This window comes from Rufibacter sp. XAAS-G3-1, from assembly GCF_013623775.1.
Lineage (GTDB): Bacteria > Bacteroidota > Bacteroidia > Cytophagales > Hymenobacteraceae > Nibribacter.
In genome coordinates, this window is the sequence record NZ_JABFAM010000004.1 from 303264 (window position 1) to 324959 (window position 21696).

The window sequence follows — 21696 nt, forward strand, 5'->3', positions numbered from 1 at the left end:
TTCCCTGAACTTTGCCGTGGTTTATTCCATGGAGACTACTTCTGGAACTTTGAGCCCCGTTTTTTCCTGCCTTCCTCTAGCTCTTCTCTATACCTTGCGCCAGCAAGAAACTAGCGGCGCTAGGCTTCTTGCCCTATTCTGCGCTTTGGCATCTGCCTAGAACTGACTTCTTTGGGGAGATTGGTGGGTGCACGCCTTTTGATGTTGCTTTGGCTTGTCCGTTCCCTGCGTGGGGGCAAGTGCTGTATTGTTTCATCTCTGCCGACATGCGCTCACGGCCGCGGGGCCCCGTCTTCCCCTCTCGCACTGCCCTTTCGGCCTGAGAAGTTTTCTTCTCTTAGCTGAGGTCTGTCTAGGGCCAAAAGCGAGGCGCGCTCGGGAAAGACTGGAACTGGGGAAAGTAAGTAATGGCAGCAGTAAAAGTACCACCCGCTCTTCCGGAGTTCCACTCCCCTTCTTTTGCCCGTGGTTCCCGGCGGAGTGGAACTCCGCAGCAGACAAGTTCGGGAGTAGAACTCCCGAACAGCGAGGGCATACACCCCTCCTTGGAGATCATGTTGTAAGGGGAAAAACAGTAGCCATTTTAATGAAAGAAAAGGCGCTTTCTACCCTTCCCGCTCTTTCAGATTGGAAATCCCGAACAGCAACGTTCGTAAAAGTTTCCCTATAAGATTAGCCTGCGAGGGGTAGGTTTTGGCGCTCCACCACGTCCAACGCTAACGACCATAAATGCCATGCTTTCTAGGTTTTAACTCCACCACCCACAAAAAAACGCCTGGTGGGTGGCCAGGCGTTTTTGCTATCTTTTCTGAAAAAGAGCTTAGAAACGCTCGTCGGCAGTGAAGAAGAAGTTTCCTTCAATCTGGGCGTTCTCATCAGAATCAGAACCGTGCACGGCGTTGGCTTCCATTGATTTGGCGTAGATCTTTCTAATGGTTCCTTCCTCAGCCTGGGCTGGGTTAGTGGCCCCAATCAAGGTACGGAAGTCCAGAACGGCGTTGTCTTTCTCCAGGATCATGGCCACAATGGGGCCAGAGCTCATGTATTTCACCAGGTCGCCGTAGAAAGGGCGCTCTTTGTGCACCTCGTAGAACTGACCGGCGCGCTCCTCCGTAAGGCGGGTCTTTTTCAGGGCTACTACTCTAAAGCCAGCCTCTTCCATCATTTTGGTGATCCCGCCAATGTGGTTGTCCTGCACGGCGTCTGGTTTAATCATGGTGAACGTTACGTTTCCAGCCATATTTCTTATTTGGTTATCGGTTTAAATAGACGTTGAGCCCGCAAAAGTAGCATACTTTAAGGCAAAACCCATTTTGTACGGTAAAATTACCCGCACGTTGGGCCGTTCCCAGATTTAATTTGGTTTGTACTTTAATTCTTCAGAATTTTGCAGCTTGTATCCGCTATTTTTTAAAAAGCGGACTGTGAGTTTACAATGCAGCAAATCAACGCGCTAAAGGAGCTTTTAGAGTCTCCTAAGAAGATCATGATCACCACGCACCACAAGCCGGATGCAGATGCTTTGGGGTCTTCTCTGGGATTGGCGGGCTACCTGAAGAAAAAAGGGCACCAGGTGCAGGTAATCACGCCGTCAGACTACCCCTCTTTCCTGAACTGGATGAGTGGCAACGAAGACGTGTTGGTGTATAGCCCCAAGACCGATGCCCAGGCCCAACAAATCATAAAAGAAGCCGAGGCCATCTTTTGCCTGGACTTTAGTGCCCTTAGCCGGATCAATGAACTGGGCGACTACATCCAGCAGGCTAGCGGCACCAAGGTATTGATTGACCACCATCTTCAGCCTGAGCAATTTGCCGACATCATGTTCTCAGACACCAGCGCCGCCGCCACGGCCGAGCTCGTGTACGAGGTGATTCGTGCCATGGGCGATGAGGACTTGGTGGACGTGGCCATTGGCGAGTGCCTTTACGCCGGCATCATGACAGACACGGGCTCTTTCCGGCACTCCAGCACTACCCGCAACGTGCACATGATCATTGCAGACCTGCTCCACAACGGCATTGACATCTGCAAGGTGCACCGCAACATCTATGACAGTTACTCAGAGTCGCGCCTGCGGTTTTTAGGCTACGTGCTCAAAGACAAGCTCACCGTGGTGCGGGAGTTCAACACCGCCTACATTGCCGTGACCGCCGAAGAACTGAAGGCCTACAACTCCCAAACCGGTGATACTGAGGGCCTGGTTAACTTCGCCCTTTCCATTGAAGGGGTTCGGTTTGCCGCTCTGTTCATTGACCGCTCTGAGGCGGTGAAGATTTCTTTCCGCTCAGTGGGTGATATCTCGGTGAATGAGTTTGCGCGCGCGCATTTCAACGGCGGGGGCCATAAAAACGCCGCCGGCGGAATCTCCTACCTCCCCCTGAACGAAACCGTGGATAAATTTGTGAGTCTATTACCGCAATACGCGGAACAACTAGTAAACTAACCTTTAAAAGACGCTTAACTAACGTAAAACCAATGTTCAAAAAATCACTGTACCTACTGCCTGCCATGGCGGTGGCCCTTCTTTCCTTCTCTTGCAACAACTTAGGCAAAGATGAATTTGTGAAGACCCCTTCTGGGTTAGAATACAAACTCTATTCCCTGAACAAAGAAGGCAAATATGAAACCAAAGAAGCTAAAACTGACTCTGCTGCCCACAAAGCCAAGCTTGACAAAGTAATGAGCTTTGAGATGGAATACCGCAACAGCAAAGATTCTTTGCTGTTCAGCACCAAAGACAACGCCATGCCCATCCAGATTAAGATGGTGGAGTCTCCTAACAAAGGAAGCATTGAAGAAGCGTTCCTGATGCTGGACAAAGGCGACAGCGCGGTGTTCAGAATCAACGCCGACACCCTTTTCGCTAAAACGTTCAAAAGCCCGCTTCCGCCGTTCATTGAGAAAGGCAGCCACCTGACCTTCTTCGTGAAAGCGATCAACTTGCAGACCGAGCAGGAAGCCATGGCCGACTATCCTAAAATGATGGAGCGTCAGCAGAAAGAGATGGAGGCCCGCGCCGCCAAACAAGCTCCTCTGGATGACAAACTCATTCAGGACTACGTGAAGAAAGAAAACCTGCAAGTGCAGAAAACTCCTTCTGGCGTGTACTATGCCATCACCCAAGCAGGTACTGGCCCTAATGCCACAGATGGTAAAGTAGTGAGCGTAAAATACAGAGGCACTTTGCTGAACGGTAAAGAGTTTGACTCTTCAGACAAATCAAACGGTGGCAATCCTATTGAATTCCCGTTGGGCCAGAACCAGGTGATCAAAGGCTGGGAAGATGGCATCAAGCAATTCAACAAAGGCAGCAAAGGCACCTTGTTGATTCCTTCTCCGCTAGGGTACGGCTCTATGGCCCGTGGTGCAGATTTACCGGCTAACTCTGTTCTGCGGTTTGAAGTGGAATTAGTAGATATCAAAGATGCTCCGGCAGCCCCTGCTGGCCCTATGGGCCCAGGAGTACCTGGCATGTAATTCATACGTGTATGCAACAGTTAGTGAAAAGAAGCAGTTTGTGGAAATGGATGCTGGGAGTGTGCTTACTCTTCACTTTTTCCTGTGAAGAACAGTATGACCCTTATGACCCCTACGCCAACTTTGACCATGAAGCCCAGGCTAAATTGGAAGATGAGATCATTACGGCTTATCTTACCCAAAACAACATCACAGACTTTACCAAAACTACCTCGGGCCTTTACTACATAAGAAAAGAGGCAGGTACCGGCGACAAACCCACTGCTGGCAAACAGGTAGAGGTGCACTATATAGGTAAGTTTATCCAGGGCGGTCAGAAGTTTGACTCTTCTCATGACCGGGCGCAAACCTTTAAGTTTGTGCTTGGCCAGAAACAAGTGATTCCGGGCTGGGATGAAGGTGTCGCCCTCATGCAAAAGGGAGAAAAAGCGGTGCTGCTGATTCCCTCACGTTTGGCCTATAGCCTTAGAGGATCGGGAAAGGTTCCGCCAAACACTCCGCTCATGTTTGAAGTTAACCTGATCAACTTCTAACAGCTGTAAAAGCATAAGGCAAAAAAGAAGGGCCTCCTACATGGGAGGCCCTTCTTTTTTGCTGAAATATGAACGCATGTTACTCCCCTCTCCTAAAAGGATGCTGTACAGCGCTATGCTCGTCTCATTTACTAAGGAAGCGTGATTTTTCGTTTTGGGGCTGCTTTGCGGGAAAGAGGCAGGAAACGGTATTGGCACAGACGCTCGCAGGTTTGAAGCCGCTACGAGGTCTTTGGAGTGGGCGGTATTGCGGAAAACAGGCTGGAAACGCGAAAACCTGTGAGGTATTGGAGACCCTCACAGGTTTAAAATCATCTGGCGCGAGACCCTAGTCTCGTGCCTAGGGGCGATGCGAGTCTCCGGACTCGCCGGGAACCACCAGCAAGGCTGGGCGTAAGGTCAGATCAATGTGTAGGCTAGCCTTCTTATAGGAGAACGCACGTTAAGAAAGCCTTACCGGCAGCACAAAGACTCCACTTCGTTAGTCACTTAATACTTCTGACAAAACGGACAATGATCTGATTTCCCCAAGCTGGTCTACATGCAGTTGGAAATAGCGCACCAGCAATTGCAGCAGTTCGCGGCGCACTTTCCCGTTGGGGAGTTTAGCGGTCTCGGCATCTTTGATGACCTCTTTGAGGTAAGGCTCTAATTGCTGCAATTGCATGAGGCTGTTTCCTAACCCAGCTCCGCCACCGGTTTCAAAGGCTACCTGGGTAATCACCTCCTCGGCCGAAGGAACGCCAAAGCCCAGATAATTGGCCAGTTGTACCAGAAAAGCCAGGTGGAAGTTCTCAAACCCAGTCTCCAGCTGGTCAAACAGCAGCATGGCATGGTGCAGAAAGTGAAACAAGGGCCGGTTTTCTTCTTCTTCCCGCACTGTTCTGGAAACCATCTCAGAAAGAAACAGCAGAATACTGCTCTTCCTAATATCATAAGGAATAGAGGCAAACGGATAGCTGCATTTGTATTCCGAAATTCGGGTGAGGCCTCCTTTCCCCGATGGGTACACCACCATATCTAACAAGGTGAACGGCTGAAACAAAGCAATGCGGGAAGCGGTGCCTTTCTTCCTTACGCTGTTCACAATGTAACTTTGCAGCCCCAGCTCCTCGGTGTAAATGCGCACAATAATGGAAGACTCCTTGAATTTGATGAAGTTCAGGACAATGCCACGGGTTTTTACCAGCATAGATTGGGCTTAATTTCTGATTCCTGATACGAAAGCGCTTTGGCTGAAGATGGCATCCTCCCGCAAGTACAAGCAAAATGACTTCTACTGCACGGCTATCTTGGTCATGCACGTCTGTGTTCCATCTGCCGAGGAAGCCAGGACGATGTATACCCCGGGTTTGGCTTTGCGGCCATTGTAATCACGCCCGTGCCACGCAAAGGTGCCGCCGGCTGCTTTGCCTTCAAACACCAGGAACCCGGCCACATCCGTGATTTTCACCCACCCATTGTCAGGTACCCCAGAGATACCTATGTTCCCGGAGAACCCGATGCGAACCGGATTAGGGTAAACCTGCAGGCAATTCTTGTTCACAGTTTCGGTGCGGGTGGCTGTTCCCCTGAAAACCGCAATTCCGCCTTCAGTACCAATGAGTACTTCTCCGGTAGAAGGATCTACGCAGAGGTCTATGATTTTATCAGACGGCAAGGGGCTGTTTTTGGTGGTGAAGTGGAGGATCATCTCTTCGCCGGTTTCATGGAAGAGCCACAGTCCGGTATCGGTACCAATCCATTTGCGGTTACCGCCGTCAACGGCTATGCTTCTGATTACTTGTCCTTGCAGCAAAGGGCGGCGCTCATAGATGGGCAGATAGGCCCCGGCGTAGGAAGAGGTAAAAATCTCTGGGGTACTACTGAAGACGGCTACCCCGCTGTTAGTACCGGCCCAGATTTCCCCTTGCTGGTCAACCGCCAATGCAAATACCTGCTTGCCCGGTAAACCGCCCTGTCCGGCACCGCCAATGTACGCGTATTTAGCCGTGAGGTCGTCATACACCACCATGCCGGCATCGGTGCCATTGGTGCTAATGGTAACCCATTTGTAGCCGCTGTCATCCACTACCACCTTATCCAGGCCGCTGCCTAAGCTATAGCCGGTGAAAGGATGCGACTTCCAGGTGCCATCCGGCTTCAGTTCGAACAGTCCCGGAGCATTGGCGAACTGGTTTCTGTTGGTGACCCACACACTTCCGGCGGCATCAATAGCGATGCCCGGTACCCTGATGAAATTACGGTCATTCGCGTCTAGGGCGCTGAGGAGAGGACTGTTGGTGTTGTTATAAAGTTTCACCTGGTTCAGGTTGTCCCATTCCAACAAGCCCGCTCCGTAACTGGCAATGTATAATTTCCCATTTACCGGGTTGCGGCGGGCCATGACCAGATCTCTGGCGTTGGGGGGGAACTGGCCGCCACTGGCAAAGTTGTAGCTAGTCCACTGCCCGTTTTGGTACTGGTAGAACCCCGCCGGGGAAGAACGTTGCAGATAGCCCTGGCTGTAGCCGCCACCTAAAACGGTGAACAACCCTCGTTCTGCATACACCCCAAACACATCTACAAAGGCAGGCCCGTTGGGCACATGCGCGATAGCCCCCGCATTAGTAACCTGCACCAATCCTTTTTCATAACTGGCCGCCCATACCCCGCCCGCTCTGGCGGGAATGGCCATGCGGAGGTTCTGGAACAGCGGCTGAAGAAGGCGGGAAGCCTGCCCCGTGGAAGATACCTCCAGCACTTCCTGGGCTCCCGTTATCAGCAATCTTTTCCCGTTGGTTTCCATAGACCTGAACTGATGATCCTGCGTGGAGAAACCAGCTTTGCTCCAAGTGGTACCGTTGAACCGATATACCCCGGTTCCGTTTACGCCTGCATACACGCCACCCTCAAAGGCAGAAATCGTTTTAACAGCGTCTGCGCTTATTCCTACCGGTAGCCCCTGAGAGGCGTCAAACCGGCGCCAGCTTCGGAAATCCAGGAGGTTGGGGTTGTTGAGATTTGCGGACATCACGCCGTTAGAAGAAGCGATGTACAGGCTGTCATGCCATACGGTGGAAGAGAACACCTGCACGGCCTCGCCCTTCGCTCCCAGATTGCTGTAAGTGTCTTTGATTTCAAGCTTCACCAGATCTACCACCACCAGCCCGAAGGAGGTAGACACGAAGGCCATTTTATTATGGGTGTAGAGGTGATGGATGATCTTAGCCCCCGTCATAGGCTTGCGTACCAGTTCGGTCAGGTTATGCACCTTTCCGTCCTTCAGCAGATCAAGGTTGGTGTTCTCGTAGGCCACTACCAGCGTAGCCGATACTGAATCATAGTTGAGCGTGTTGAGGTTGACGTCACTGAAACCATTAGTTCGGGAGAGTTTCTGGAGCGTATGGTCTTCTTTGAGGTAGCGGAAAAAGCCATCTTCGGTGGCACAATACACGGATGAAGGCGTTTCTGCCACTGCTTTGGCCCGGTGGTTAGGCACATGCACCTGCCACCCGCCCAGCGGCAGCTGACTGGATTGGGCATTGGCTCCTGAACTCCCCAAAAGAGCACTCAGCACCACTGCAAACCTGACTATTCTAGGCAGCGTCATATCTAAAGGTACACAGGATTGAGCCTGTTTTTACTTTGTTTTCCCTAAAACACGCGGAAAACGCCCGCGCCTCGTTTCCATTGCTCTGGTTACCTGCCAAGACTTACCGAAGCACCATCATGGAACAGATCCCGACTACCATAATGGCCTTGCAAAGCCAACTCAGCTGCGCGTATTCCTTTTTTCTATCGGCGAAGAAAATCTGCCGGAGCAGTACCAGCGTGGGCAGCACCACCCCTACAAAAAGATACACCAGAAACAGGGGTTCATGCTGGCGCTGCAGCATAATGAAGCCCGTGTAGAGCAGGAACAACGCAATGACTACATACAACACCCATTTGGTTTGGGGCAAGCCCAAGACAATGGGCAGCGTACGGCACCGAAAAGAGGCATCGCCGGGCACGTCTTCCATGTCCTTGATGATTTCGCGCACCAGGGAGATAAGGAAGGCAAAAACGCCGTAGGCCCAAGCAGCCAGCGAAGGTTGCCCGGCCTGCAACGGCACCACCAACACCATAGTTGCCGACAACAGCGCGATGGTTAGGTTACCAATCAACGGGCGCTTCTTAAACTGTGCAGAGTACCCCCACAGCAGCATAGCCACCCCAAACAACACCGCCCCAATGCGCCAGCCTATCAAGCCTCCCAACAGCACTCCCGCCGCCGACAGATACAGGTGAATCATCATGGCCTTGCGGCGGGACAGGGCTTTGCCCACTACTACCCTTGCGGGCTTGTTGATTAGGTCTATCTTGACATCATAGTAATCATTGATAATGTAGCCCGCCGCCGCAATGCAAAGGGTAGCCACTACCAGCATAGCAAACGACCAGGACAGCGCCTCTAGAAACGTCCGTTCGGGAAAGACCAGGAACTTACGCACCATGAGCTGCGCCAACAGCATGATGATCAAGTTGGGGAACCGAATGAGGGCTAAAAACTGCTTCACAGGGGTTTATGGAAAGCGGAAGTTACGCTTAAAAATCCACCTATAAAAAAAGCCCCTGGAGCAGGGGCTTTTCAATGGGAATGCAAAATAAGTATGAGGCGTAGAAGTGTTAGAGTTTCTTCACGTTTACCGCGTTGATACCTTTCTTACCTTCTTTGGTGTCGAACTCTACTTTGTCGTGCTGTTGGATCTGGACACCATTGAGGCCGGTAATGTGAACAAAAAAATCCTCGTTGGTGGCTTCTTCTGTGATAAAGCCGTAGCCTTTGGATTCGTTGAAGAATTTAACAGTCCCTGTTTTCATAAAAATTTAAAAATTGAAAGAATGAATGATTCTGTAAATATAGGATTATTATACAAAAAGCAAACTTTATTTATAAATTTTTGAAAAACAGGCGTATAAGTACGATTTCTGCTTACCAGCGTTTCTGCAGCTTCATCACCATCTCTATCAACTCGCGTACCGCTCCCTTTCCACCCTCGGCGGTAGCCACGTACTGTGAAATGTCACAGATGTCAATGGCCGCATCTGCGGGGCAGGCCGAAATGCCGCAGTGTTGCATTACCTCCAGGTCGGGCATGTCATCGCCCATGAACACCACCGTTTCGGGATCAATTCCGTAATAATAGACGTAATTCTGAAAGGTGTCCAGCTTGTTTTCTGAGCCCAGGTAGATATCTTTCACATCCAGAGACTCCAGCCGTTTGCGTACGCCCGGCTCGTTCCGGCCCGAGATGATGGCCACCCGGTAGCCGTTCTTGAGGGCATGCCTGATGGCGTAGCCGTCTTTGATGTTGAACGCCCGCGCCTGCTCCCCGGTAGAGAAGCACAGCAGGCTGCCGTCTGTCAAAACGCCATCCACGTCAAAGATGAACGTGGTGATATTCTTGAAATCAGGGAGTGCTTGCATGGTTAGGACATCAGGAAAAGAAACTCAAATTCCGTTTTTACGCTGTTTTAGCTGAAACAAGGCTGAAACGCCTAAAAGATTATTGGTTGTCGCGCCACTCGTACACCCACTTGGCCTGAATCTGCTCCAGGTGGCCTTCGGTGGCTTGCTCGCGGGTTCCTTCAAAGTTGGGCAGGGTCAACACCCATTCCAGCAGATCTGTGAACCGGATGCGGTAGATTTTGCTTTCGCCAAACTCATCCCCAAATTTCTCATATAGCGCCATGGCAATGTCTTCATGGTCGCTCCACTTCATAGGTGGCTCGTATAGATTACTCATTGTAGTATAGTTGTCAGTTGTTAGTTGCCAGTTGTTAGTTTTTCTTGAAAGTTGTCTGGTAGTGGAAAGCGGTGAATCAAAGACTGGATAAGGGCTTTCAGATTTCTCTCTACCTCTGACAACTAAAAACTGACAACTAACAACTATAAAAATTAATGGCCTAAGAAATCTTGTTTAGGGATGGTGATCACCAAGTCCTGACCGCCCTGCACCACACACTGGCACGCTAGGCGGGAATTGATACGGGGGTTTACGGCCCGGTCAATGAAATCCTCCTCGGCGTCGGTGATTTCGGGGAGGTCATCCATGCCGGTCTCTACGTAGATATGGCACGTGCTGCAACCGCACACGCCCCCGCAGTTGTGCTGCAGCTGAATTCCGTTATTCAAGGCAACGTCCAGCACAGATTCTCCTTCGGCCCCCAGGTGGGTTTCGTCGGGCTTACCGTCCATGAACTTATATGTGATATTTACTACTTTCATTCCTGTGGATTGTTAAAGTGCAAAGGTAGGCATACAACCGCCCTAAACAAAACGCGAACGGTTTGAAGCAGTTCCTTCCAAGACACCACCCGTTTTACGCCTGTTTTCCTGAAAACGGCTCATTTTCAGTCATAGTTTGAATGCTTTTTGTGAGCGTCTGGTACAATTGCCGGTAAAGCGGTTCATCTTGCAACAACTTCAAGTGCGCCTGAACAGTGTTCTGATCTCCCCGTTGGGCGGGGCCGGTTTGCACCGTAAAAGGCGGAAACTGAAACGCTTTCTGCACCGTCTCCTGCACCAGCGGCTCCAGCAGATTGACCGGCAACTCTGCTTTCTGCAGCAAGTCCTGCGCCACGCCCCACAAATGGTTGGTGAAATTACAGGCGAACACCGCCGCTACGTGCAGGTTGCGCCTGGTTTCGCTGTTCATGGGCACCACTTGCCCGCTCAGCACCTTGGCTAGTTTCAAAAGCGTTTGTTCGGCCTTGGCCGAAGAAGCTTCCACGCAGATGGGAATTCGCTTCCAGTCCACGTCTTTCTCTTTGCTGAAGGTCTGCAACGGATAAAAAACGCCAGTTTCAACGCCTGCCAAAGAAGCTAACACCTCTATTGGCTGCGTGCCGGAAGTATGGGCTACAAGCGCCTTCTCCGGGAATACGGCACTTTGCAGAAAAGAGGAAAGAGCCTGGTCTGGAATAGCCAACAGATACACCTCGGCCTGCGGCAAGCCTCTGAAATCTGTTGCATTGGTGACCGTAGCCGAGGATGCGTATTGCGCAAGTCCCGCTGCTGAGGCCAGTGTTCGGCTGTAAATAACCGGGATGTCCAGGCCTGCTTGGGTCAGGCCTTTCACCAGATGGGTGGCTACGTTGCCCGCGCCCACAATTCCTACTTTCATTTTCTCTCTTTCTGTGATCAGAAATCTAAGTTAGCGGGTTTCGCCGGAAGGCCTTTCCCTTTCTGTTGATAGCCTCTTTACCAGAGTTCGTTTTAAGGCTATTTTCTTTAAAACAGGCCAAAAACAGGACACAAAAAAGCCGCGGAAGTTTTCTTCCGCGGCTTGTAAAATCATGCAGGAAATTACGCCAGTTGCTTTTCGCGCTTCACGGCTACTTTTCCGGCCGGGTCTTTAGGGGTACGGCCATTGCCGCCTTTGCCGTCATTGTAATGCCGCACAATGGCCATCACAAACCCGAGGCTCATGATCAAAGTCCCGATCCAGAGAATGCTGATGAACGGTTTCTCCATCGCCTTCAGGATGATGTAGTCTTTTTGGGTGGTATTGATCCCGATGGTGAAAGCACCTTTCTCTGGGTCAATGTTCATGAGCATGATCCGGAGGCCCAGGTCTTCAATCTCTTCGGGCACGCGGCCTACCATGCGGTCTCTGATGGCATAAATAGGGTGGGCGTGATACGTGTGGCGCTCGCCTAACACCTGCATATCGGCTTGTACGGCCACGTCACCGGGTTTCAGGTTCAGCAGCAGGGTGTCTTTGGCTTGTTCAATGCCGTGCAGCACCGCTACGTAATCGTTCACGAAGATGGTATCGCCAATCTTCACCTGGTACTCTTTCAACTCACCCCACTCCTTTTCCTCGTTAGGGTCTGGGATGGTGGAGACGTGGGTGTAGAGGTCTTTCGTCACGAACATCTTGACATCTGGTGAGGCCAGCAAGCCCATCTCTGGGTTCACCTGCGCCCGAGGGTACAAGGTGAAGACCTCGCCAGACTCGCGGTTCTTAAACTCCACTTCGTAGTAAGTGTTCTCAGGAGAGATGTTCACGGTATCGCCGGCGGTGTACAGCACCTTGTCACCGTCTTTCAGCGGCCCACGGGCAATGGCTTTGTACTCGTCTTCAATGCGGAACAGCCGTTGTTTGTTCACATAGTCTGGCAGACCTTCCACTTCTAAGTACTGTCCTTTGTAGGTTACCTTGTAAGGCCCCATGTCTGTGCCGGCGTTGCGCCACAACAGCACGTTGTCCCGGTTAATGTCATCGCCAAACTCGCGGGCGTACACCATACCAGACATGTTTTTGGAGATGATGTTAGAGTACCCAGAGGAGAACAGAACCCCAATGAGCATCAAGGCCACGCCAATGTGCGCCACGGCCCCACCCGCAATGGAAACGTTTTTACGGAGCACACCCAACAGGATAGCCAGGTTACTGAACACCGCGTACAGAGACGCCAGCAGCAACAGGATGTACACTGGGTTGTCAATGCGCTCAATGTACCCCATTTTGCTCACCAACAAGATAAGCGCGGCAAACAGAGCCGTCAGCATCAAAGGCACCATGAACAGGTCAGAGAACTTATTTCCTTCGCTGTTTTTGCGCCACCACAGCAATTGGCCGGTTCCCGACAGCATGGCAATGGCAATGCCCATCCACATCTGGAACTTGGTATAGTGCGCAATTTGGTCGGCCGGAAGGGCCACGTTGGTTTTCACGCCAATGAAGCCCATAAAGGCATTATACACCGGAATAGACGTGGTCACCAATACCTGGAAGGCACCCAAGCACAACACGGCCGCCCCAATGAACACCCAGAACTCGCCGGAGTAGGTCGCAATCTCTTTCTCGGTAGCCGGAATGTTCTTCCAGCGGTAGGCCAGCAAACCAATGGACAATACCACAAAGGCGGCCAGGTACGTAAACAACTGCCCAGACAAGCCAAGGTCAGTGAAGGAGTGCACAGAGGCGTTCCCCAGAATACCGCTACGGGTTAAGAAGGTAGCATACAGTACTAACAGGAACGAAGTGATGAACAGGATAAAGGTGGCCCGTAAAGCAGTTCTGCTTTTGCGGTACGCCAGCAAGGTGTGAATAGCGCCAACCAGTATCAACCACGGAATGTACACGGCGTTTTCAACCGGATCCCAGTTCCAGTAGCCTCCAAAGTTGAGGGTTTCATAGGCCCAGTAAGCACCCATCATGATACCTATGCCTAACACCACGGCCGCAAACAAGCCCCACGGCAAAGCAGGTTTCGTCCAGGAGGAGAAATCTTTTTTCCAGAGACCGGCAATAGCGAAGGCGAACGGCACCAAGGTAGCGGCAAAACCCAGGAACAACACCGGCGGGTGAATCACCATCCAGTAGTTCTGTAAAAGTGGGTTCAAACCGGTACCGTCTTCCGGCACAAAGTTAGGATCCATCTGGAAGACTGGCGCATCGGTCATGAAGTCCCGCATCAAAATGAAGGGCGAAGAGCCAATTTTGAGGTCGCCGATCACCACGCCCAGAATCATTGACGCCAGGAACAGCTGCACGAAGGAGAAAACAGCCATCACGGGACTTTCCCACTTGTTGCCGGCAAACCTGATCAGCACCAGGCCCAGCAACGCATGCCAGAAAATCCAGAGTAGGAAAGAACCTTCCTGGCCTTCCCAGAAACAGGAAATCATGTAATGCACCGGCAAGTGGTTTGACGAGTGGCTCCACGCGTAGTGGTACTCGTAGCGGTGCTCGTAAATAATGTTGAAGAGGCAGAAGATAATGCTGAAGACAGCGGCTACGTGCACAAAAAAGGCACCCCTACCTAATTTTTTCCAGTCCTTCTGCTCAGGGGAGAGCTCTTTGGCATTGGAGGCGAACGCGAACGCGACGGCCGAAACCAGCGCTGTCACAAAAGCAAGAATGACACTGTAGTGACCTAAATCACCAATTAGAGTATTAACCATTTCAATTAGTTATGAGTCTTGAGTTCTGAGTCTTGAGTTAGTAATACCCCAAACCTATAACCGCAAACTCTTAAAAGATATTTAACTAAAGGAGAATTGGCTCTGCGCAAAATCTTAGACTCAGGACTCAGAACTCAAGACTCAGAACTATACTAAAGGCTTGCCGTTTTCCCTACTTTCACCTCGTTCTCGGTGTACTTAGAAGGACATTTAAGCAAAATCTTGTCGGCCACGAAGACGTTTTCCTGCATGTTACCGGTAATCACCACTTGCTCAGAGCGGTCAAAGTCCTGTGGCTTGGGGCTGTAGTACACCACCTGCTGCTCCACACGGTTGGTGTCTACCAGCACGAAAGAGAAGTAGTTGGGGTCTAGCGTAGGGTCATACTTCATGCCTACAATGTGGCCTTTTTCGTCTTTCTTCAGACGGCCTACTACGTGTACCTTAGTGTCATCTCCTTCCTTGGCGCGGGCCTGCGCTTCAGAGAAAGGAACGTAAACACTGGCGTCAGAGGCTGTAGACATAATGATCATGATAGCTACGGCAATGACTAAAATCCCGATGATGTGTATTCTTTTCATAGGTTATGCAAGCATAGGCGGGTTTGCCCGCCTCTTTAACAACACTTATTTAAAATTAAATCCGCGCTTGCGTGCTTTTTCTTGCACCCGCCAACAGATTACCGCTTTAAGCCTCTTATTGGTAAAACAGGCCCAAAACGGTTTTTATTGCCGAAGCTCACGCTCTAGTCGGCCAATTTTTTTGTCTAAGCTAATCAGGTAGAACAGCACCCCCAACAATATGCTTACCAGCACTGCCACCACAATGTAGATTTTACCGTCACGGCGCATGACATCGGCCATCTCTGGGGATGAAGCCGTTTGGGCCTGCGAAGAGAACTCTACCGTTGAAGTAGCCTCAGAACCGGTCTGTGCCGAAGCAGGAACCGAGAAGCCAGCCGCCCACGTGAGGAGCAGCACCAGGAGCCATTTATGCATTTTCATAGAATCGTTGCTTTAAAACTTCCAAACGGGTGCGAAGGTGCACCACCCAAACCCCTAAGAGCGTCCACCCCAGCACGGCCGGATAAAACACGGCCCGCAAACGGCTGTCCAGGTCATAGGCGTTGAAACCGGGGTTTCCGCCGTTGCCCGGGTGCAGGGAATCTGTGAGGCGCGGCAGAATAAACAAGAGCGGGATAAGCGCCGCAAACGCGAAGATGTTGTACACCGCCCCAATACGGGCGCGCTGCTGATGGTCTTGGAAAGAACCCCGCAGAATAAGATAAGCAAAGTAAATCAGGAGCCCGATGGCCGAGGCATTCTGCTTGGGATCATTGCTCCAGAACTCGCCCCACGTGAAACGGGCCCATTCCATGCCGGTGATAATGCCCAGCACGCCAAACAGAATGCCCACCTTGGCCGCCTCATACGCGATGATGTCGTTCCGGGACAAGGGGTTTCTGAGGTATTTTATGGAATACACCACCGAAACGAGCAAAATCACGATCATCCCAAACCACATAGGCACGTGAAAATACAGGTTGCGGATCGTCTCGTTCAGAATAGCCAGACGGGGCACCTCACTGAGCATACCCACCACTACTGTATACAGCAACAGGAGAATCGTAAGCCATTTCCACCAACTTAGTCTCATTTTCAATTCAGTTACTAGTAAGAGAAGTCCTCTTCAATCTGTTATTTGAGCCCGGTTTCCCGAACATCGGTTTCAATTCACGCCACAGTCCGTCTTCAATATTCTGCAAAATAGTCTGATTATCGGTTTCAATCTCAAAGCACTTCAACTCAAACGCTATATTATCTGCACAGACAAATCTATTCAGCTTTAGGGAGAACGTTCCTTTGTATCCAAAGCCACAATGTTCTTCAATTCTTTTCCTCAGGGAATTTGAGCTGCCCACATACAGGCTATTGTTTCCACTAAAACCATTATACCTGGGCAGTTTCCATTCTTTCTTGTCCTCTTTAGACATTTTGCCGAAAATCTCAGCAATAGTTTCAGGCTGGTCTGTTGTTAATGAGTATATCCATTTTCCTTTTTTGGGAACTTGGGAGATAACTATAGAATTTCTTTTATCCTCAGATAAATCAGCAAAGGTAAACTTAAACACCTTTGGTTCTATACTTTCGGCAGTAGGTATAAAAGCTTCAAGGGCAACAGCCTGTTTTTTCAAACTTTCCGCCTGAGCCTTCAAAGAGTTAGCCAGTACTACCTCCATCTTTCAAATACCAACCACTAAACACAAACAACTACCTACTAAACTCAACTTCGCCACAAGTACGGGAACAGAATATAAGACACGGTTACCACAATCATATTGATCGCCAGCAAGACCAGTGCCTCGTCCAGACTCACGGAGGGATCCAGCCCGTCAATGGCGTTCTTGGACATCTTCATGAGCATGAGCAACATGGGCACCATTACCGGGAAGCTCAGCACCGCCATGAGCGTACCGGTATTCGCCGCCTTAGCCGCGATGCCGGAGATCATGGTCAGCGACGAAGCAAACCCGATGGCCCCCAGCACAATGGTGACTAAGAACATGCCCACGTCCTGTACCGGGTTCCCAATCACCACTGCATAGAACGTAAAACACAGCAGTGACAGTACCAGCATAAGCGCCGCATTGTAGATCATCTTGGCCAGAATCACCCCCTGCGGACTCACCACACTATAATAATAGAGCAGCCGTCCGCGGCTTTCCTGGGCAAAGCCTTTGGCAATGGCATTCACCGCGGTAAAAAGCAGAATAATCCAGTACAATGCGTTCCAGACCGGCACCTCCAGGCTGCCGAAACGCAAACTGAAGCTGAGATAGCAAATGAAAACGGTGCTGCCCACGTACAGGAGCATGCCGTTAAACGCATACTTCTGCCGCCATTCCAGCACAAAATCCTTTTGCATCAGGTAGATAACCTCTTTCAGCAGCACTTCTTCTTATTTTGGGGCAAAGGTACAACACAAATGCGTCTGGTGAGATGATTTCCGTCATTATTCCCGCTGGGGCGGCGTGATTTGGGGTTACTTTTAGGAAATCAGGTGTAAAACATACAAAATAGAAAGGCCCGCCATAACTGGCGGGCCCCTTTACGCATGAGGGACTAGGTCATGCGCAAAGTGATTGGCCTATCATATTATCTCACCCATATTGATAGCCAATTTATTCATCTTGACGGCAAATTCATTTTAGGGCAGGTTTGAAATTCATCTTTTGCGCTGCAAAAACGCAATTCAAACCTGCGCTTAGAAAACCAGGTAAGTCACACCTACTGAATAGGTTCTGCCTAATTTGTAGGCGCTGTAGATAAACTCCTGGCCATTGAACTCGTGGCTGTGTTTGTACTCTGGGTTCAGAATGTTCTCTACCGCCACTTTCGCCGTAAAGTGCTGACCTAATCCTTTAGAAACCACCATGCTCATCATAGGGCGGGAGCGTTCATAAATATTAGGAGTACCTCCTACAGAGATAGCCGAGATTCTGTCGCCAAAAACGCTGTAGTTTGCGGTTGCGATGAGGCGTAATGGATCATTTTGGTAGGTTAAGCTGGCATTGGCTACGAAGGGAGACTGCCCGAACAATGGTCTTGTGGCCTCTGCCTCTGGCCTTACCGCCCTAATCTGCTCCAACTCTCTGGCAGAGATACCTACCCTGGACTCAATCAAAGACAAGTTGGCACCCACCAAAAAGTTCTTCATAGCTGGTGTAATGAAAGACAGGCGCTTGTTTACCTCAAACTCCAGCCCATACACCTTGGCATTGTTCACATTCTGAATGAAGATTTCATTGTTCAGGGCCAGGGTGTTGATGCTGCGCTCAATAGGGTTATTAAAGTTCTTAAAGAAGGCACTCACACTAATAAACTCCCCCAGTTCTGGGTACCATTCCCACCGGGCATCAATATTGTCTATCTGGGTTCTTTTAAGGTTGGCGTTACCTGTAAAGGCTGGCTCACCCACAAAGTCATACGAGGTATAAGGAGCGATCTCTCTAAAGTTAGGCCGGGCCAATGTTCTGGATACACCAAACCGCAGGTTCATCTTGTCTGTAAGGCTGTAGGTAGCGTTAACAGAAGGCAACACGTCTACCTGGTTCAACTCGCCTGGCGCTAAATTCCTGTTGAAGCTTTCTACAAAAATATCGGTTGTCTCTACCCGGGCGCCTGCCACTACCCGCAATTCCTTTGAGATTGGCAGGTCAATCATGGCGTAGCCGGCATAGACAGACTCTTCTCCATCATAATTGTTTGTCCGCTGGGTACCGTCCTGTAAGTACACGCCGTACGCATACCTACCCTCATTCTCAGGATCGCCGGGGCGTGATACTACCCCTAAGTGATGGGGAGCAAAAAAGTCGGCAATGTTTCCGTTGTAGTTGTAATCATTGTTGAACCTGTAGCGATAAATATTCTCCCGGAACGTTCTGTTTTTGCGCAAGGCTGCCGCCCCATACTTTACTTTTGCTTCTAACCCGCTCCAGACGGTAAGAGGAGTGGTGACATTCACTTTCACATCTAGGTTGGTCTCATCCAGATCACGGAAGAAGCGGGCGGGCAAGGTGTAGGCGGCTGGCTGAATTCTGTAAGCCGTATCTGCACCCGTTACAAAGTAATCATTGGCAAAGAAACGCAGGTCTGGCTCATCTTGCTGTGACAGGGTAAAGGAGGCAAGCCAGTCAACCACGCTTTTCTTGAAGCCGGGCAGCACGTGCTCCCCTTTTAACTGGGCGCTGGAAAGTGCGCGTTGGGTATAGTGGAGGGCTCTTGATTCAAAGATGTTCCGGCGCGACTCATCACCATACAAGCCTGATGTCTCTGGGAAGATACCGTTAAGGTACCGGCTTGAGTTTTGGCCGCTCTGGTTTCTCATCACGTTCAGCGCAATCTTGTTGTTAGGATTAAACTTCATAGAGAAGTTTGCCAGAAGCCCCAGTGACACATCTTCTACGCCTCTTTCATCATCCAAAAGGCTTTCTACCAGAAGCTCGTTTGCATTGGCACTGGTTAATTCCCACAGGCCAAACGTTCCGTTGTTATAATAGGAGAAGGCTCTTTGGTAAGAAAGCCCTACCACATAGCCAAACTGACGCCCGAACAGCTCTGTCTGGTTACCTAAGGAGAAAGAGTGAGAATGATTGACAGGGGCCGCATTTCTTGTGGGGGCCATCTCTGTGTTGAAGGCATTGGTAGCTCTGTCTATGCGCTCAGCAACGGTTTGGCTGGAAGCACTCTCAAAGGGAATTTCATAGTTGATTTCACCAGGTACTGCTCTGGTTCCATCATCAAACCCTAACCAATCTGTTTTTCCTTTGTTGCTGGTTAAGAAGTTCTTGTTGAAAGTGGTCTGGTCGTTGACTCCTATTGAGGTAGAGAATTGAAGGGTGAATCTGTCCGGAAAATCTTTTGTGGTGATATTCACAAAACCACCAGAGAAACTGCCTGGCATATCAGGCGTAAAGGTCTTAGATACTGTTAGGTTGTCTAGCAGGTTAGATGGGAAAAGATCCATCTGCACCGTGTTGCGGTTGGGATCCAGGCCCGGAATTTCGGCCCCGTTCAATGACGTTTTCACGTAACGGTCACCAAGGCCGCGCACATACACATACTTACTTCCCTCTACAGATAAGCCCGTCACGCGGGACAAGGCGGCGGCGGCATCACTGTCACCGCTTCGGGAGAACTGCTCTGCCGAGATACCGTCCATCACGGTGGCAGATTTCTTCTGCATGTTGCGCAGCGTATTCTCAGAATTTCTGATGGCTCGGCCTTCCACCACTACTTCTTGCAAATTAGTAGCGGCTGCGCCTAAGGAGATGTTCAGAACCGTTACTTCATTGCTTTTTACAACAACCCCGGTTACTGTTTTAGGTTCATAAGAAAGGTAAGACGCAATTACTTCATAAGTACCCGGCGCAAGATTGGTTAAATTGAACTTACCATCCAGGTCAGTGGCGGCGGCGTTGGACGTTCCTTTTATCTGGACAGTCGCCCCAATAAGAGGCTCATTGTTTTCGCCGCTTTTGAGTTGCCCCCTGACTATTCCGCTCTGCGCAAGGGCGGTACCTACCAAAAGGAGGTATAAGCTAAGGAAGCTTAGTACTTTTCGTAACATAAAAAATTGGAAAGATTGGGTGAGAAAAATCTTAAGAAGAAAGGTTCAGGTGCTGAACCAAGTCCCACTCAGCACCTGAACCCAAAGGGCAATGTTATTGCAGATAACCTAGTTTATCTAGGTAAGTCCAGCCTTTCATCCAGTTGCTAGTGCCGTTGAAGGCACCCACATAGTTGGCAGGGATCCAGGTGAAGTTATTGCCATTGGCAGGCATTGCCGCAGCCCCGGTTAAGGCAGCGCTACCCGTAGGAAGCAAAGGATTAAGGCCTTTGTTGGTTGCTCTACTAATACCACCCAGCACATTGGTAGCGGTAACACGGTTATTGTTAGCCTGAAGATGGCTTAGCAGATACTCTTGGTTGGCGGCCACACCTGCTATACCCGCAAATGTGTTGTTGTTGACGTTATAGAAGATATTGTTTCCAAAAACAAGGTCTCCTACCTCCAGGCGCTGACGGCTATCCCCAACATTACCAGCCACATCTTCCACCACAATACCCCCGGTGAACTCTGCGAAAATGCTGTTATGGATTTTACCACCGGCATTGTCTACCAGCATTACGGCATTCTGCCCGGCTTTGGTCTTGCTTCCAATGATAGTGGCATTATAGATAGTAGGGATGGCAAATGGCTGAACGTCATCTGGGTTTGAACCGCCGTCAAACTCTCCACCGGTACCACCCGCGTTGTCATTGTAGATCCCGAACCAGAACTGGTTCAGACCTCTCCAGCCTTGATCGTAGTCAAACATGTCATCACCACAGAAAGCAGACACTAAGTATTTGGTGTTTACTGTCCCGCCAAACCACTCAAAGCCGTCATCTTGATTTGCGAACACCTCTACGTACTCAATGGTAGTACCTCTACCAACCCCTCCCATGGTCAACCCATTGATTTCATTGTTAGCGCCAATAAGTGTGCCGGCATGTCTGATGGACACATACTTAAAGATCCCGGAGTCATCATTGTCATTATTCCCGCCGTATAACCCTCTGGTCTCTAGCGTAGAGATTCCTTCAATAGAGGCTTCCCCACCTGTTCTGTTGATGGTAGCATTGCCAAGTATGATCACACCACCCCACAGCCCGTTAGCGTCTAAGGCCAGATCAGTTGTACTAGAAAGGTCGTCATCTTCGGCTGTAAAAATGATTGGCTCTGCGACAGTACCCTCAGCCCTGATTTTACCACCACGCGCCACAATAAGAGCACTGGCATTTTCACCTTCGCCCGGTTTTGCTTTGATAACGGTGCCTGGCTCAATGGTCAATGTCTGTCCTGCGTTCACAAACACCAAACCATCTAAGATGTAAGTATTTTCTGAAGTCCAGGTTGTGGTACCAACCCCTCCGGCAGATGCTTCTACCACTATTTTTTCACCTTCTTCTACTACCTCGTCCATTGGATCATCATCATCACCACAGGATGGGAATGCAAGCACAGAACCTGCCATCAACAGTGAGAATAAGAATTTGCTCGTCTTTTTCATGACTATGGGTTAAAAGATGTAAGGGTTTTCAGCTCTAACTGTAAGGCTAAACCTTGCCCCCGTGTATTGTTTGACAAAAGTAGACCCGCCACTTTACCCGAGAATTAACCCTTCATTACCCTATTGTT

Annotated in this window: 20 protein-coding genes; 3 read left to right on the forward strand and 17 right to left on the reverse strand. The window is 50.2% G+C overall.

What is annotated here, in order from left to right:
- Positions 1 to 820 precede the first annotated feature (820 nt).
- A complete protein-coding gene (locus HHO50_RS03800; protein ID WP_181304663.1) occupies positions 821 to 1240 on the reverse strand; it encodes a nucleoside-diphosphate kinase in 420 nt (139 codons plus the stop codon).
- A 195-nt stretch (positions 1241 to 1435) separates the two neighbouring features.
- On the opposite strand from HHO50_RS03800, the gene HHO50_RS03805 reads away from it, so the two are divergent.
- The 3 genes from HHO50_RS03805 to HHO50_RS03815 are packed head-to-tail and all read left to right on the forward strand — an operon-like array spanning position 1436 to position 4013.
- Positions 1436 to 2446: a bifunctional oligoribonuclease/PAP phosphatase NrnA gene (locus tag HHO50_RS03805; protein WP_181304664.1), complete on the forward strand. Its 1011-nt coding sequence runs from the start codon at positions 1436 to 1438 to the stop codon at positions 2444 to 2446.
- 32 nt (positions 2447 to 2478) lie between these two features.
- Positions 2479 to 3480: an FKBP-type peptidyl-prolyl cis-trans isomerase gene (locus tag HHO50_RS03810; RefSeq protein ID WP_181304665.1), complete on the forward strand. Its 1002-nt coding sequence runs from the start codon at positions 2479 to 2481 to the stop codon at positions 3478 to 3480.
- A gap of 11 nt (positions 3481 to 3491) precedes the next feature.
- On the forward strand, positions 3492 to 4013 hold the full coding sequence (locus HHO50_RS03815) for an FKBP-type peptidyl-prolyl cis-trans isomerase (protein WP_181304666.1): 522 nt from the start codon (positions 3492 to 3494) through the stop codon (positions 4011 to 4013).
- 481 nt (positions 4014 to 4494) lie between these two features.
- Here the strand turns inward: HHO50_RS03815 and recO are convergent, their stop codons facing one another.
- The 16 genes from recO to HHO50_RS03895 form a co-directional block, all read right to left on the reverse strand.
- A complete protein-coding gene (gene recO / locus HHO50_RS03820; RefSeq protein WP_181304667.1) occupies positions 4495 to 5205 on the reverse strand; it encodes a DNA repair protein RecO in 711 nt (236 codons plus the stop codon).
- Between the two features lie 84 nt (positions 5206 to 5289).
- Entirely contained in the window at positions 5290 to 7605 is a 2316-nt protein-coding gene (locus HHO50_RS03825; protein WP_181304668.1) for a two-component regulator propeller domain-containing protein, read from the reverse strand.
- Positions 7606 to 7708: 103 nt separating this feature from the next.
- On the reverse strand, positions 7709 to 8554 hold the full coding sequence (locus HHO50_RS03830) for a geranylgeranylglycerol-phosphate geranylgeranyltransferase (RefSeq protein ID WP_181304669.1): 846 nt from the start codon (positions 8552 to 8554) through the stop codon (positions 7709 to 7711).
- 109 nt (positions 8555 to 8663) lie between these two features.
- Positions 8664 to 8858 (reverse strand): cold-shock protein, encoded by a 195-nt coding sequence (locus tag HHO50_RS03835; RefSeq protein WP_181304670.1) that lies wholly within the window; start codon positions 8856 to 8858, stop codon positions 8664 to 8666.
- A 112-nt stretch (positions 8859 to 8970) separates the two neighbouring features.
- Positions 8971 to 9465, reverse strand: a complete 495-nt coding sequence (locus HHO50_RS03840; RefSeq protein WP_181304671.1) for an HAD family hydrolase — start codon at positions 9463 to 9465, stop codon at positions 8971 to 8973.
- A gap of 79 nt (positions 9466 to 9544) precedes the next feature.
- Positions 9545 to 9784 carry a Fe-S cluster assembly protein IscX gene (gene iscX, locus HHO50_RS03845; RefSeq protein WP_181304672.1) on the reverse strand — a complete coding sequence of 80 codons (240 nt, stop codon included), beginning with the start codon at positions 9782 to 9784 and terminating at the stop codon, positions 9545 to 9547.
- A 152-nt stretch (positions 9785 to 9936) separates the two neighbouring features.
- On the reverse strand, positions 9937 to 10266 hold the full coding sequence (locus HHO50_RS03850) for a 2Fe-2S iron-sulfur cluster-binding protein (RefSeq protein ID WP_181304673.1): 330 nt from the start codon (positions 10264 to 10266) through the stop codon (positions 9937 to 9939).
- 94 nt (positions 10267 to 10360) lie between these two features.
- Positions 10361 to 11164, reverse strand: a complete 804-nt coding sequence (locus tag HHO50_RS03855; RefSeq protein WP_181304674.1) for a Rossmann-like and DUF2520 domain-containing protein — start codon at positions 11162 to 11164, stop codon at positions 10361 to 10363.
- A 182-nt stretch (positions 11165 to 11346) separates the two neighbouring features.
- Positions 11347 to 13953 carry a cytochrome c biogenesis protein CcsA gene (ccsA, locus tag HHO50_RS03860; RefSeq protein WP_181304675.1) on the reverse strand — a complete coding sequence of 869 codons (2607 nt, stop codon included), beginning with the start codon at positions 13951 to 13953 and terminating at the stop codon, positions 11347 to 11349.
- 152 nt (positions 13954 to 14105) lie between these two features.
- Complete coding sequence (locus HHO50_RS03865) at positions 14106 to 14534, reverse strand: cytochrome c maturation protein CcmE (RefSeq protein ID WP_181304676.1); 429 nt, start codon at positions 14532 to 14534, stop codon at positions 14106 to 14108.
- A 144-nt stretch (positions 14535 to 14678) separates the two neighbouring features.
- Positions 14679 to 14957, reverse strand: a complete 279-nt coding sequence (locus HHO50_RS03870; RefSeq protein ID WP_181304677.1) for a CcmD family protein — start codon at positions 14955 to 14957, stop codon at positions 14679 to 14681.
- On the reverse strand, positions 14944 to 15609 hold the full coding sequence (gene ccsA / locus HHO50_RS03875) for a cytochrome c biogenesis protein CcsA (RefSeq protein ID WP_181304678.1): 666 nt from the start codon (positions 15607 to 15609) through the stop codon (positions 14944 to 14946). The genes HHO50_RS03870 and ccsA (HHO50_RS03875) overlap by 14 nt, the downstream gene beginning before the upstream one ends.
- A gap of 7 nt (positions 15610 to 15616) precedes the next feature.
- Entirely contained in the window at positions 15617 to 16192 is a 576-nt protein-coding gene (locus HHO50_RS03880; protein WP_181304679.1) for a GIY-YIG nuclease family protein, read from the reverse strand.
- 44 nt (positions 16193 to 16236) lie between these two features.
- A complete protein-coding gene (locus HHO50_RS03885; protein WP_181304783.1) occupies positions 16237 to 16878 on the reverse strand; it encodes a heme exporter protein CcmB in 642 nt (213 codons plus the stop codon).
- 339 nt (positions 16879 to 17217) lie between these two features.
- Positions 17218 to 20082: a TonB-dependent receptor gene (locus HHO50_RS03890; protein WP_181304680.1), complete on the reverse strand. Its 2865-nt coding sequence runs from the start codon at positions 20080 to 20082 to the stop codon at positions 17218 to 17220.
- Positions 20083 to 20176: 94 nt separating this feature from the next.
- Entirely contained in the window at positions 20177 to 21568 is a 1392-nt protein-coding gene (locus HHO50_RS03895) for a hypothetical protein (protein WP_181304681.1), read from the reverse strand.
- Positions 21569 to 21696 lie beyond the last annotated feature (128 nt).